The sequence below is a fragment of the Coriobacteriaceae bacterium genome (genome assembly GCA_025757745.1).
Lineage (GTDB): Bacteria > Actinomycetota > Coriobacteriia > Coriobacteriales > Coriobacteriaceae > Collinsella.
The window spans coordinates 319,375-333,746 of the sequence record CP107217.1 but is presented as its reverse complement, the minus strand read 5'-3'; the positions used below and the strand labels follow the sequence as shown (position 1 = coordinate 333,746).

The 14,372-nt window shown below is 60.2% G+C and carries 13 protein-coding genes and 1 tRNA gene; all 14 read right to left on the bottom strand.

All coding sequences use genetic code 11. The annotated features are described in order from the left end of the window. Positions 1-72: 72 nt before the first annotated feature. Entirely contained in the window at positions 73-738 is a 666-nt protein-coding gene (gene nth, locus OGM60_01315) for an endonuclease III (GenBank protein ID UYI99460.1), read from the bottom strand. 63 nt (positions 739-801) lie between these two features. Then, the gene (locus tag OGM60_01310; GenBank protein UYI99459.1) at positions 802-2,604 is read right to left on the bottom strand and encodes an ABC transporter ATP-binding protein/permease; all 1,803 of its coding nucleotides are present in this window, start codon (positions 2,602-2,604) and stop codon (positions 802-804) included. A gap of 125 nt (positions 2,605-2,729) precedes the next feature. Then, positions 2,730-4,085 (bottom strand): DNA recombination protein RmuC, encoded by a 1,356-nt coding sequence (gene rmuC / locus OGM60_01305; GenBank protein ID UYI99458.1) that lies wholly within the window; start codon positions 4,083-4,085, stop codon positions 2,730-2,732. A gap of 123 nt (positions 4,086-4,208) precedes the next feature. After that, positions 4,209-4,631: a hypothetical protein gene (locus OGM60_01300; GenBank protein ID UYI99457.1), complete on the bottom strand. Its 423-nt coding sequence runs from the start codon at positions 4,629-4,631 to the stop codon at positions 4,209-4,211. A gap of 438 nt (positions 4,632-5,069) precedes the next feature. Next, complete coding sequence (locus OGM60_01295; GenBank protein UYI99456.1) at positions 5,070-5,609, bottom strand: rubrerythrin family protein; 540 nt, start codon at positions 5,607-5,609, stop codon at positions 5,070-5,072. Between the two features lie 114 nt (positions 5,610-5,723). Beyond that, the gene (locus tag OGM60_01290; GenBank protein UYI99455.1) at positions 5,724-6,629 is read right to left on the bottom strand and encodes an adenine glycosylase; all 906 of its coding nucleotides are present in this window, start codon (positions 6,627-6,629) and stop codon (positions 5,724-5,726) included. 21 nt (positions 6,630-6,650) lie between these two features. Further along, complete coding sequence (locus OGM60_01285; GenBank protein UYI99454.1) at positions 6,651-7,136, bottom strand: Rrf2 family transcriptional regulator; 486 nt, start codon at positions 7,134-7,136, stop codon at positions 6,651-6,653. 359 nt (positions 7,137-7,495) lie between these two features. After that, positions 7,496-7,573, bottom strand: a tRNA-Asp gene (locus tag OGM60_01280). 409 nt (positions 7,574-7,982) lie between these two features. After that, a complete protein-coding gene (locus tag OGM60_01275; protein UYI99453.1) occupies positions 7,983-8,450 on the bottom strand; it encodes a YfcE family phosphodiesterase in 468 nt (155 codons plus the stop codon). A gap of 97 nt (positions 8,451-8,547) precedes the next feature. Further along, positions 8,548-9,264 (bottom strand): response regulator, encoded by a 717-nt coding sequence (locus OGM60_01270; GenBank protein UYI99452.1) that lies wholly within the window; start codon positions 9,262-9,264, stop codon positions 8,548-8,550. A 72-nt stretch (positions 9,265-9,336) separates the two neighbouring features. Continuing rightward, positions 9,337-10,680, bottom strand: a complete 1,344-nt coding sequence (locus tag OGM60_01265; GenBank protein UYI99451.1) for a histidine kinase — start codon at positions 10,678-10,680, stop codon at positions 9,337-9,339. Further along, complete coding sequence (locus OGM60_01260; GenBank protein UYI99450.1) at positions 10,677-11,864, bottom strand: glycosyltransferase family 2 protein; 1,188 nt, start codon at positions 11,862-11,864, stop codon at positions 10,677-10,679. Before OGM60_01260 ends, OGM60_01265 begins: the two co-directional genes overlap by 4 nt. A 171-nt stretch (positions 11,865-12,035) precedes the next feature. Further along, positions 12,036-13,295, bottom strand: a complete 1,260-nt coding sequence (locus OGM60_01255; protein ID UYI99449.1) for an MFS transporter — start codon at positions 13,293-13,295, stop codon at positions 12,036-12,038. 101 nt (positions 13,296-13,396) lie between these two features. Beyond that, entirely contained in the window at positions 13,397-14,341 is a 945-nt protein-coding gene (locus tag OGM60_01250; GenBank protein UYI99448.1) for a zinc dependent phospholipase C family protein, read from the bottom strand. Positions 14,342-14,372: the final 31 nt, after the last annotated feature.

Here is a 14,372-nt window from a genome sequence, read left to right as displayed (position 1 = left end):
CGCATGGAGAGGACTCCGGCTCAAGGGCAAACCCAGCCCCGCAAAAAACGCCAGACGAAAATGCGTTCCGCCCTACCCCGCCACGCGCACGCTGGGACACAAATCCGCCAGCGGGCACTCGTCGCACTTAGGCTTGCGGGCATCGCAGATCTCGCGGCCAAAGGTAATCCACTGGTGGTTGACCGACTCCCAATACTCGTGCGGCAAAATCTTGAGCAGATCTTGCTCGGTCTTGAGCGGCTCCTTGGCATGCGTCTTGGGGCTCAGCATCAGGCGGTGTGCAATGCGGTTGACGTGCGTATCGACCGCGATGCCCTCGACAATGCCAAACCCCACGCTGAGCACGATGTTCGCCGTTTTGCGCCCCACACCCGGCAGTTTGACGAGCTCCTTCATGTCGGCCGGTACCTCGCCGCCGTAATCGGTGACGATCATCTGCGCGGCTTCCACGGCGTGCTTGGCCTTGCTCTTATAAAAGCCGAGTGACTTAATGGTACCGGCCACATCGGCCACGCTCGCCCCCGCCATGGCCTCGGGCGTGGGCCACTGGGCAAACAGCCGCGGCGTCACCTTGTTGACCTGCGCGTCGGTCGTCTGCGCCGAGAGCAGTACGGCAATGAGCAGCCTAAAGGGATTCTCGTGATCCAAAAAACACTCGACCGGGCCATAGCGACGGTTGAGGCGCTCGCACACCTCAACGGCGCGCTCGCGTTTGGCGGCATTGGTCTCGCGTGGCATAATGACTCCTCGCTTCAGCGGCATAACAAACCTATGGGCACGATTGTCCCACGTATGGGGTCTTTACGCCTCCAAAAATGCGCCGGTCTGGCGGCCCCACAGGCTTGCGTACTCGCCGCCCGCCTCGACAAGCTGCGCATGCGTACCGTCCTCGACAATCTCGCCGTCCGCCAGCACCACGATGCGATCGAGCGCCGCCACGGTAGACAGGCGATGTGCCACCACAATGGAGGTGCGACCGCGCATCAGGTTCTCGAGCGCCTCCTGCACCAGCGCCTCGGACTCGCTGTCCAAGGCAGACGTCGCCTCGTCGAGCACCAGGATCGGCGCGTCGGTCAGGATAGCGCGGGCAATGGCCACGCGCTGGCGCTGACCGCCCGAAAGCTTAACGCCGCGTTCGCCCACCATGGTGTCAAAGCCGTTGGGCAGACGGTCGATAAACTCCAGGGCATTTGCCAGGCGCGCGGCCTCGCGGATCTGCTCGTCGGTGGCGTCGGGGCGTCCGTAGGCGATATTCTCGCGAATGGTGCGATGGAACAGCAGCGCCTCCTGCGGCACGTAGGCAACCTGGCGGCGCAGGCTCTGCTGCGTACAGCGCGAGACGTCCTGACCGTCCACGAGCACGCGGCCGCCCTGTACGTCGTCCAGGCGCAGCAACAGCTTGGTGAGCGTCGTCTTGCCCGAGCCCGATTTGCCCACCAGGCCCACGCGCTGGCCCGCCGCCACGTGAAGCGTCAGGTCGTCGAACACGTTCTCGCCCGCCGCGGCGTCACGGTATGCAAAGCTCAGGTGCTCAAAATCAATCGCACCTTCGGTCACTTTAAGCTCGGGAGCGTTCTCGTCGTCTGCCACCAGACGCGGCTCGTCCAGCACGCGCGTCATCTCGGCCGCATCACCGAGCGCGCGGTTGATGCGCTGCATCATGGAGCTTACGTAGTTCAGACGCATGGTGAGGTTGTACGTATAGGTAAAAATCATGACGAGCGCGCCGGCAGAGATGTCAAACCACGCGTTGCCTCCCGCGACGAACACGCTCACCACGGCCATGGTGATGACGATAAGGCCCGAGGTCGTAAAGTTGCGCTGCATCATGGCGTGCATCGAAACCGTCTCGGCGTCGCGCGCGGCGCGGTCGGCGGCATCGAACAGGTCGCGCTCAAAGTCCTCGCGCCCACAGGTCTTGACGGCCAGGATGTTCGTGACCGCGTCGGACAGCACACCCGACAGCTTGTTCTGCGCGGCGGACGTCGCGGCCGAAAGCGGCATGATGCGCTTATACATAAGCCAGACAAACGCGATGTAGACGACCATGATGCCCACCAGGATCACGGTAAACGTCGGCACCACCGGAGCGAGCGCCGCCACCGTGCAGACAACCGAGGTGATAGTGGGAATGAGCGAATACACCGTCACGTCTACCAGCCCCGTATAGCCGCTCATAAAACGACTCGTCTGGCTCACGAGCGATCCGCCAAAGCGGCTGGTGTGAAATGTCATGGATTGATTGGAGAGCGTGTCGAAGCACAGGCGCGCCAAGTGATAGTTACCCGCAATCTCGAGCTTGTAGACGGTGTAGTCCTGCAGCTTGGAGAGGATCTGGCCCACTAGGTTAACGAGCACGAGCGCCAGAATGTAGGGACCAAAGACCTCGAATACTTGATCGCCCGCCACGGAACCCGCTTGGACGCGGTCGACGATGAGGGCCATCACGTAGGTGTTGGCAAACGTGAGCAAAAAGATGTAGCCCGCCGACGAGAACACCGAGAGAAAGACGATCAGCGGCTGCGTGCGCGTGACGTCCCAAAAACGCTGCAGCGTGCGGCGCACGGTGGAGCGTTTGAGCGGACTGGTGTTTCTCTGAGACATGGGCTTCCTTTCGCGTCTGATAGGGCGAAACGCCATTGTTGCACACTAAAGCGCACTTCAGGCAAGTGCGACGCGAAAAGCGCCCGCGTCCCGCGCTTGCGCAGGCGCCCCGCCGTCAGATGCAGCTAGTCCTCGTCTTTTTGGTCTGCGAGCAGCTCCGCAGACGTGAGTCCCAAGATCTCGTCGGCCTCCCGCGCGTCTTCCAGCGCGTCGATATCCTTGAGCTTGCGCTCCATAACGTTGGTACGCGTGGTGATGATGCCCTCGACCGTCTTTCCTGCGGTCTCGATCTGCTGCTGGGCGCGGCGCAGCGCCGCCTGACAGCGCGGCAGCTCGGCCTTGACGGCAGAGAGCACGCGCAGCACGTCATCGGTGCGTTTTTGCAACTTAAACGTCTGGTAGCTCATCTGCAGGCTGTTGAGGATGGCCGCCATGGTGCTGGGGCCGGCAACGTTAACGTAATAGTCGCGGCCCAGGGTCTCGATAAGCCCGGGGCGGCTGACGACCTCGGCGTACAGGCCCTCAAACGGCACGAACATAATGCCAAAATTGGTGGTCGCGGGCACGCTCAGGTACTTTTCGCAGATGTCCTTTGCCTCGCGTTTCACCATAGCGTCGAGTGTCTTGCGCGCGGTGGCCACAGCTTCGGCATCACCCGACTCTTGCGCGTCGAGCAGATGCTCGTACGCGTCGCCCGGGAATTTGGAGTCGATCGGCAGCAGCACGGGATCGCCCTCGTCCACCGGCAGCTTGACGGCAAACTCAACGCGCTCCGAGGCGCCGGGCTTGGTGGCGACGTTTTCCAGATACTGGTCGGGCGTAAGGATGTCCGCCAGGATTGCACCCAGCTGTACCTCGCCCAAAATGCCGCGCGCTTTTACATTGCCCAGCACGCGCTTGAGGTCGCCCACGCCGGTGGCGATAGACTGCATATCGCCCAAACCCTTGTACACAGCCTCGAGCTGGTCGCTCACCTGCTTAAACGATGCAGACAGGCGATCGTTGAGCGTACGGGAGAGTTTCTCGTCCACCGTCGCGCGCATCTGATCGAGCTGCACGTTGTTGTCCTTGCGGATGGCGCCCAGCTGGGCATCGACCGTCTCGCGCACCTTGTCCAGGCGGTGCTCGATGCCCTCGCGGTTGGCACCGAGCTGTTGGGCCGTCTCGCGGCGCAGGTCATCCATACGGTCGCCAGCCTGCGAGAGCTCACGCGCGATGGTCAGGTAACGCTGCTGCTCTACGGCCGCATCGGTCGTCTGCTGTTGCGCGATGGCATTTGCCGTGCGGCGGGTTTCTGCCAACGCGACGTTGAGGGTGTCGAGCGCGTTGTTGGCCTGCTCGAGCGCAGCCAGCATCTCTGCCCCGTCATCGCCACGCTCCTGCAGCTCGGCACGAAGGCCCTTAAGCTGCAGGGCACAAGCCACAGCAACCCCCACCGCCACCAAAGCAATCACAACAAGCACGATATCAATAGCAGACATAGACTCCGCCCAACAAACTCAATCGATCATCAATCAAAACCGCGATCAATCTTACCCCGCCACACGCACCGGGCGTCACGCGGCAATCGGACAAATGGATTTTGGGCCACAGGTACTAAAACGCTAACTCTCCCAGCCGGCGCGGATGGTTGCTACGACATCGCTTAGGCGCTGGCCGAGAGCTGCTAAGTGCTCAAGCACCTCGCTGGGCGAGGCGCCGTTGAGAATGCACGTGAGGGCATATGAGGCCAAGAAGATTGCCGCGAGCCCTAACGGGATCAGCACGATCATCGCCAGCGTACGCAGGCGCTGGGTCCAACGACGGCGACGCGCACGACGCTTGTCGAACGCAAGCTCCTGCGCATATGAATCTTGCTGTACGGAATAGGCTCCTGGGTCCACCTCATCCGCAGACGATACCGCGGGCGCGGCGTTTTGCACAGGAGGCTGGACGGCCGCCCCTTGCATTTGCATCTCCATAAGCCGTTGCTGCTGGCGCAACATGCGCTCGGCTTGTTGCCGCGGGGTCTCAAGAAACAGATCCATGTTGGCCTCCTCAATCTGAGCATTCGACGCTTACGCCCAGCATCCCGCACCATCGCGGCCGCGGCAACGAAATCCGCGGCAATAGCCGCAAAGATTCTATAGTCAGAAAGCTGTCGAAAACCTCAACAACTCCCCTACCAGCACTTTCTCTGAGCTTTTTTATCGAATGATCTTTTGCCCTTCCGCCCTTACGCCAACCGACCAAAACCTAACCAAAAGCTTGACGGAAATTGTGAAGACCGGGACCCCACACAAAAAGTGCCGCCCCAAAAGGGGCGGCACACAAACTTCTAATCAGCTTTTCAGTAACGAGCACGCGACGACCCGAAGCGGGCCGGGAGGGCCGGACTACCTTCCCTCAACGCGACCCTGCGAAGCCGTGAGCGAGGAGGGAAGGTAGTCCGGCCCTCCCGGCCCAGCTCACGCTAGCACCACGCGCTAGTAGTTCACCACCTGCTCCTCAAAGTACGCCTTCGGGTGGTTGCACACCGGGCACACCTCGGGCGCCTCGGCACCAACATGCAGGTGCCCGCAGTTCAAGCACTTCCACACCTTTACGCCCTCGCGCTCAAACACCTCACCCGATTCAATGCGCTCGACGAGCTTGTTATAGCGCTCTTCGTGGGCCTTCTCGACAGCGGCGACGCCGCGGAACTTCTCGGCGATCTCGGCAAAGCCCTCCTCCTCGGCGGTCTTGGCAAACTCGTCATACATCGTGGTCCACTCGTAGTTCTCGCCCGCGGCGGCGTCGCGCAGGTTGTCCAGAGTGCCCGGAACGGCGCCGTCGTGCAGATACTTAAACCACAGCTTGGCATGCTCGGACTCGTTGCCCGCCGTCTCGGCAAAGATATTCGAGATCTGAACGTAGCCGTCCTTTTTGGCCTTGGATGCATAGTAGCGATACTTGGTGTGTGCCTGGGACTCACCGGCAAAAGCAGTCTCGAGGTTCTTCTTGGTCTGAGAGTTCTCAAAATCCATAGGTGTACTTCCCTTCAACACGTGCCGCCCATAGGCTTTGAGCGGCCCTGTCTTTAGGATGCCCTCATGCCGAGAATTTAAACCTTATAATCCTGTTCTTCAGATTTGAGCGGGCTACACGCTCAACCAACGATCGCCCTCGGAGCGGCAAAAGCCCTCGCGCTCCAGATCGGCAAGGATGCTTGCGACCAGTTCGCGCTCGACCGACTCTCGGCCGGCTGCCGTCTCCATCTCGTTAACGCCTGTAACAGCTTCATCAACCGTAATACCTGCCGGCTGCCCATCGCGCGCCGCCAGCAGCATGCGCACAATGTGGGCGCGCTTTTGGCGACGCGAGCCCTCAAACTTGGACTGACGACTATAGCCCGCCGATCGCCTGGACGGATTGGGCAGCGTCTTTTTAAGATACGCGCCGTAATCCAGCAACGCGTAATACCACGCGCGCGGCGTGTCGGCATCGTCTTGAGGCGCGGCAAAGGGCGCAATTTCGTCCGCCGCCGCACCGGGGGCCGCCGGACAGGCGGCTTGAATCAGCGGCACCAGCTCGCGATCGGGAACGGCCGGCACATCGGGAAAGAAATGATGCAAAAAGACCGTGCGCACGTTGGTCTCCAGATACACGCCTGGAAGATCGAATGCAAACGAACGGATGCCCTGCGCCGTCGCCGGGCCAATGCCGGGCAGCGCGACCAGATCGTGCGTCTCGCGCGGAAACTCCCCATCCCAGTCCTCCACAACGCACTGTGCAGCCCTGTGAAGCGCCAGGGCGCGGCGATTGTAGCCCATCCCCTGCCACGCGTCCAAGACATCGGAAGGGGCGGCCTGAGCAAGCGCTTGGACAGTAGGAAAGCGATCGAGCCACGCCGGCATGCGCGTCTCCACGCGCGGCACCTGCGTCTGCTGCAGCATGACCTCGGAAAGCCAGATGATATACGGGTCGCGCGTGCGGCGCCACGGAAGGTCGCGATAACGCAGGACCCCTTCCGAACGAATCATCGAACGAAAGGGGTCCTGAATCATGACAATGCTCCTTATGCGGCGCTATTCCTCCCGGCAAGCATACGCGCAAGCGGCGTACTCGGGAAACGCATCGCGGTCGGCGAACTTGGGATCGACAGCCGGAAACTGGCGATGGGCGACGATATCGCCGAGCGAAACGGAATCGAGATAGTCGCGCATCAGCGCCTGGGCTCCGGCCCACAGGGGATGATAGCAGCACGTGCCCATGCGCGCACAGTCGCCATCGGGTGCGGTGCAATCATTCATAACCATAGGGCCCTGAACGGCCTCGACGACCTGACGAATGGTAACGTCGTCCGGACTGACCTTGAGACGCATGCCACCGTGGACGCCACGCAGGCTCTCCACAATACCGGCCTGGACCAAACCGTGCTGAATCGAGCGGGCAAACGAATACGGAACATTGACCTCTTCGGCAGCGGTGCGAACAGAAAGCAAACGCTCCGGATCCTCGGCAAGCATCGCCAACATACGAAGGGCGTAATCAGTCTTCCTCGATATGTCCATTTTTCCCCTTTCAAGGAATACGAACAGCTCGAACGAGCTCCGGGGGCGAGCTTGTGTCGAGACGCTAAATGACCGCTAGGACATCCAAATGGTAAATCGGATATCCACTGAACGCCGCGCTCGGAGCGAAATGCATCAGATGCGGCCTACAGTGCAATTTAGTATAACCTAACCCCCTGTCTCGTTGAACAGGTGTTGCGCAACAAAGCTGTTGTTCAGACAAATATACTTATTAGATTTTACTTGCGTTCCCGAAGGCGCGGGGATTCTGGGCGAAGATGCGCCAGGGCGATCGTTCTATCGAAACAAAGTGCATCAAACGCAAAAAGCCACGTCCGAAGACGTGGCTTTAATTGCGTTGGCGGGAAGTACGGGGCTCGAACCCGCGACCTCCGACGTGACAGGCCGGCGCTCTAACCAAACTGAGCTAACTCCCCAGGCAGGCGTTCGCGTTTGTTTCCGCTCGCGTGCGCTGCGGGGATTAGTATACACAGAAGTCTGTCCGGCGCGCAACAACTTTTTTGAAAAAGTTTTTCGGTCCCTCCGGGAGGGTCTCCGGGGCCGGCTGGCGCGGGTTGAGTTTGCTGCTCTACAGTCCTGCGCAAGACGGAAAGCACATTAAGTGCTTTCCTTTGCGTGCGGAACTCGCGACAAACTCAACCCGCGCCAGCCGGCCCCGGAGACCCTCCCTGCCGTCACTTGCTTCAAAGACTTTGTTCCTCGCCGCTTCCGCGGCTCGAGGTCCCCGTTCTCCTCGGCAGGGTTGTCTAAGATTGTTGTTGAACTTCGGCCTTTGGCTCAAAGAAAAACGGGAGATGCGATCTGCATCCCCCGTTTTTGTTGCACCTACTCTAGGTCAATAAATTTGGTGCTCAGAATCTTGCCGTCCTTGACGAGCATTCTGGCCATGGTGGGGCCTCGGGTGCCTCTTGGATAGCTGGCACTGCCTGGGTTGAGGACCAGGCAGCGGCCTACTTGGGCTTCTTTGGTTACGTGGGTGTGACCGTTGATGGCTACGTCCACGGATCCCACCGGAAGGTCTTCACGGTAGTGGGCTACGGCGAATTTGAGGCCTTCGTAGGTAAAGAGCGCAAGACGGTCTACATCGGGGCCGTAGTCGCGGTAGTAATCGTTGTTGCCCAGTACGGCCCGCACGGGGGCGATGGTGCATAGGTGCTCGTAGTCCATCTCTGACGTGAGGTCGCCGGCGTGGATAATCAGGTCTGCGCCCTCAAGCTCGTCCAGGAGCGCAGGCGATAAATAGCCGTGGGTGTCCGAGATGATGTCGATACGCTTGGCGCTTGCACTGTTCATGGGATCCCTTCCGCAAAAAAACGATTCGGCAGATACATACAAAAAAGGCCCCACGGCTCCGCAGACGATGGGTCTACAGGGCTGCGGGGCCAGTGTGCTAGAGACTCAAGGCCTTCTTGAGCGGCACGACGCGGCGGCGCGAAACCGGCACGCGTTCGTCGACGCCCGTAATGCCCAGCTGGATGGCGCCCGAGGGCACCGTCTCGACGTCCGTAACGCACGCCAAGTTGACGATATAGCGGCGGTGAACACGGAAGAAGCCAAAGTCGCAGAGCTTGGCCTCAAACTGCGCCAGCGAGGTCGTCGACAAAAAGCGATCATCGACGGTATAGATGCAGGAGTAATCGTCCTTGGCCATGATAAAGCGAATGTCGTCCACGGGAATGAGCACCTTGCGGCCGCCCTTTTCCACCGGGATACGCTCGATGGTCACTTTGCTGTCCGTAACCGGCTTGGCGCGTTGCATGACCTTCTCGATCGCGCGATCCAAGCGAGCTTCCTCGACAGGCTTCATCAGATAATCGACGGCATCGACGTCGAATGCCTCGACCGCATGGTCGCTATACGCAGTCACAAACACGATCGCCGGCGGATTTTTGAGCTTATGCAGCGCCTCGGCAAGTTGCAGGCCCGAGGCACCGGGCATCGAGATATCGAGAAACACGACATCCACGCGACTTTCCATAAGCATCTCGATGGCGGAGCGGACGCTCGACGCCTCCGTGATCGTGCCGATCTTGCCCGTTTGCTCGAGCAGGAAGCGAAGCTCCGAGCGAGCCGGCGCCTCATCATCCACAATCATCGCACGCAGCATAGGGATAAAACCTTTCGTCAACTAACTACGCCGGGCATCCGTCGCATGACGTTGAGCCCGTAGCCTTTTATTTTACTCTTGAATGTCAAAGATGCTCTCTGACAAATCAAGATGAAGGAGCACTTTGGTGCCCTTGCCCGGCGCCGATTCGACACGCGTATAGGAGTGCGGCCCATAAAAGCGATGGATGCGCTCCGAAATATTGTGCATGGCCACACCGGCGCCGCCACCCTGGGGAGAGCTGGCGTCGGGACGGGCAGAGCGCTCGTCAAACAGTCTGGCGGCGGTACCCTCATCCATGCCCACGCCATTATCGGCCACGGCAATCAAGATTGCATCCTCGCCGTCTTGGTGAACGGTCACGTCGATCCTCAGGGCGTCGTCATCGCCCATACCATGACGTACGGCGTTCTCGACAATCGGCTGGATCACGAACGCCGGCACCAGCGTGTCCTCGACGTCCTCGGACACGTCGAAGGTCGCCAGCACGCGATCCTCGCCAAAGCGGGCCTTCTCAAAGGTAAGGTAGCGCTTGGTCTGTGCGACCTCGCGCGAGACCGGAATAAGCGATCCCGAGTTGTCGAGCGTGGCACGATAGAACGATGAGAACTCACGAAGCAGTTCGCGGGCCCGCAACGGGTCGGTGCGCGTAAACGATGCAATGGTGTTCAGCGTGTTGAACAGGAAGTGCGGGTTAATCTGCGCCTGCAGCGCACGCACCTCAGCGCGCGCCGTGAGTTCCTTTTGCACCTCGAGCTCGTGGATGGCGAGCTGCGTGGACAAGATCTCGGCAAAGCCCGAGGCAAGCGCGTACTGGGTACGGTCGACGGCGCGCGGGGTCTTGTAGTAGAACTTGAGCGTGCCGACGGTACGATCGCCCACCTTGATGGGAGCGATAATGCCGGCGGGGACTTGGTTGTGCGAGCCGTCCGAACCCACGACATCCACCATACGGTTGAACGACTGCACGATGCCATGTTCGATAACGTAGCGCGTGGCAAGCGTGTGGATGGGAGTATCGGGCAGCAGTTTTTCCTCAAACTCGCCCGCGCAGGCAAGCACGTTGTCCTCGTCGGTGATGGCCACCGTCATGGCGCGCGTCTCGGGCAAAATGCGCCGGCACACCAAACGCGCCGATTCCTGCGTCAGACCGCCCTTAATGTCCTCGAGCATGGCCGAGGCCACCGAGAGCGTCTCCTCGGTGTACTGGGAGCGCACCGAATCGGGATTGAGCGTCAAAAAGATAAAGATGCACAGAAAGATGCACAGCAGCGCGCAGGCAATCACCGTGGCGATCGGCTCGATACCGGTCACCAAGGCAAAAATAAAGTACACCAGCACGCAAATGGCGCAGGCAACGGCAATGATGCGAAAGATTGATATTGAACTATCGCGCTGGGCGCGGCGGTCGATCATTCGGCCCCCTCCAGGATACTGATCAGTTGTGCGTCACGCCAAAGCCCGTCCATGATCTTGGGCCAAAAGCTCTGGAAACGCAGATAGCTTGCAGCGTTTTGGCGCGCATAGGCCTTTGCCTCGTCGATACCATGGCGCCAGATGCGCAGGTAGCCCTCATGCTCGCGGGTAAACACGCTGCGGACCATAGCGGTCTTGCGCACGCGGTCGTCGAGCTCGCGCGAAATCCACGGGCCCGGGTAGGGCATGAGCGATGCCGCCGTAACGGGGATGAGCTCCTTTTGATGCGCGGCGAACGTCAACTTGGCCCGTTCGTAGTACCAACGGTATACATCCTGCATAAAGCGCGGTGAGCGCTTCTCGGACTCGGGCGGCAGGTGACGAACGGCCCACTCGTTGTCAAACCACACGTCATAGCCAAACATGCGCATGTTAAAGAGGTAATCCAGATCCTCGCCACGGGTGATAAACGGATCAAAGGCCACACGCGTAAAGGCGCGGGCGTGCAGGGCCATCAGGCCGCCGCACACGTAGTTGGAGCGCGAGATGCGGGTGCCCGAGAGCGCCTTTTTCATCCAACGGTTGAACTCGATGCGCTTGGTCCACCAACGATGGCAGATGCCCACCTTGTCCGTGGGCGCCAGCGGGGATCCGTCGCGATCGTAAAAGTAACCGCTCTTGACCAAAATCGGCAGGCCCTGACGCGTCTGCTGGCCCAGCGCATAGGTCGCGCGCTTCATAAAGTCGGCGTCGATGACAGTCTCATCGTCATCCAAAAAGATAACCGCGTCATGCCCCAGCACAGCGGCACAGGCTAGCCCCATGTTGCGGATGGCGCCGTAGCCTCGCAGACTCACGCACTCGCCCGAACCCTTGGGTGCGATCTGAGCAACCCGGTCTGCGATGCGCGAGGCCTGGGTGTTGGTAACAACGGTGACCTTGAGCGTGGGATGCGCGTCGACAATCTCGTGCACGCGCAGCGACACATCGGCTGTGGCAGAAACGGGACAGACCACCAAAAGGATGATGCGCGGGATGTCACGTACCTGCTCAAGCGAGACCAGGCAGCGGTCGAGTTCGGGATTGTCGGCGTTGAGTCGTGTCGAATGGTCATAGGTGCCAGGGGCGTTTGCGCGAGCGTCATCGCCCGCCCAATACGTTGGAATCACGACCGTGGCGTTCATGCCTTACCCTCCCTGCAACACAAAAACGGGACGCCGCCAAACACAGGCGACGCCCCGCGACCTAGCTGACTCCATCATACCCACTTGGGCTAATCATTGTTCGAAAGTCAGAATGTTTATTGCGGATAACCCCAAAAGAGTGTCGCGGCGGACGCAATTACCGGCAAGTTCCTATGCGGCCTGCTCTGCCGTCTGAGACATGCAGGACAGACGGACCAGCAGCACAAAGCCCACCACCAGCAGCACGCCGATAGACAGGACGCCCAGCGAGGGGTTGCCGGTCAGCGAGGTGACGACCGACACCAAGAAGGTGCCCATAACACTTGCGTAACGACCAAAGATGTCAAAGAAGCCGTAGTACTCGTTGGACTTTTCCTTGGGAATAATGCGGCCGAAGTAGCTACGGCTGAGCGCCTGCACACCGCCCTGGAACAGGCCGACCATAATGGCAAGCACCCAGAATTCAAAGGCGGTCTTGAGGAAGAACGCGGCAAAGAGCACGATGCCCATATAGGCGGCGACGGCCACCAAGATCATATTGAGTGTGCCCACGCGACCGGCAAGCTTGCCGTAGATGATGGCGGACGGAAAGGCCACAAACTGCGTAACGAGCAGAGCCAGCACCAGTTGGGTCGAGTCGATGCCCAAAGCCGATCCATAGCTGGTTGCCATGGAAATGACCGTGTGCACACCGTCGATGTAGAAGAAGAACGCGATCATGTAGACCAGCACGGTCTTGTTGTGGGCAATCTCGCGCATGGTGTGTCCGACCTCGGAGAACACGCCGCCCACGATGTGGCCGATGGTGTCCTCGGAACCACGCTCGCGACCGTACTTTTGCTTATAGGTGCGAATGAGCGGCAGGGTAAAGATGAGCCACCAGGCACCAGTGATGACAAACGACAGACGCGTTGCCAGCATGGTGGGGACACCAAGAGCGGGACCACCCATGATAAGCGCCAGGCAGATGATGAACGGCACGGTGGAACCGATGTAGCCCCAGGCATAGCCCGAGCTGGACACGACGTCCATGCGCTCGTCGGTGGTAATGTCGGGCAGCATGGCGTCGTAGAACGTCATAGAAGAGTTGAGGCCGATGGTGCACAGCACGTACACAGTCAAAAATGCCATGGCGGACATTGGGATAGCCTGCGCCAGGCAAAGAACCAGGCCCGTGAGGAAGAAGCCCAAGAAGAACTTGATCTTGTTGCCGGCGTAATCGGCAAGCGCGCCCAGAATGGGCATGAGCATGGCAATGACCAGCGAGGCAATCGTCTGCGCGTTGCCCCAAGCGACCACCAGGTCTGCCGAGGAAGCGCCGGTATTGATGGCGTTAAAGTAGATGGGCACCACCGAGGTATTGAGCAGCACGAGGGCCGAGTTTCCCACATCGTACATGACCCAGTTACGCTCGAGCTTGGTGTATTTCATGGACAGGGACCCTTCGTATTCGCCCGATATGCAGCTAGTTCATCGTACCCCAATTGCACGGAGGCGCCGGTAAGGATTCGGCAAAGAGACAGGAGCGGACCCTACTCCTCGCGGTCGAACTCCTCGTCGGTGCCGAGCACGCGACCGCTGTAATTGACATGGTTGGTCACGGCTTCCATATCGCCGGTCTCGATAAAGCGGGCGACCGTGCACTCGTAATCGACCAGCGCGCGGTCAAAGACCTCGGGGAAACTCTCGGTCGAGACTTCATCAGTAAAGGGGTTCTTCCATGCCAAGTGGCCCAGGTTGCCGGTACGCTCGGGCAGCTCGGTCGTCACGCGGTGCGCAAGGCCGTCGAGCAGCGAATAATCGTGCACCAAGCCCTCGAGCAGGGCAATCGCGCGCGTCTTGGCCGAACCAGCCGGCTCGATAGTACGGTAGAGCAGCTGCATGTCGGCTACGGCGCCGGCGTACTCCCCCGCCGGGATGTCGATACCGTACACGCGCCCGGCGACGTAGCTCATCAGCACGCCGGCAACGCGATTGATGCGGTCGGTAGTGACGATCTCGCCCGCCGGCGGATAATCCTCGACCGTGGCCCCGTCACGTTTAAGCTGCAGCATCAGCACGTCCAGGTCGCTTTCGAGCACGGCGTGAACTTGACTGCCCGAAGCCTCGAGCTCGGGGTCGGACTCAACAATGCCAAACTGCTGCTCGTAGACAAAGGGATGGGCATTGCGGTCGAGCACATAGTGCGACAGCAGGCCCAGCGCAAACGCGCGGCCCAGATTGGCATCGCGCGGCTGCAGGTGCGACACGCCATCGCGCAGGCACGAGAACTGGCGCGACATGCGCGAGCGGTGCATGACCTGAGCAAGCGACGTACAGTCGGAAATGCGCGGCGTGAGCATGTGGAAGAAAAACGGGTCGGGACCTTGGTTTCCCAGGATAAAGGCGATGCGCTCCTCGTCGAACGTGATGACGCCCTGCGGAAGACGGTCGATGCTTTCCTCGCCAAACAGATGATGGGTGATAAGCGCGGGCATAATGATCCTTTCGATTTCATTCGATGCCACC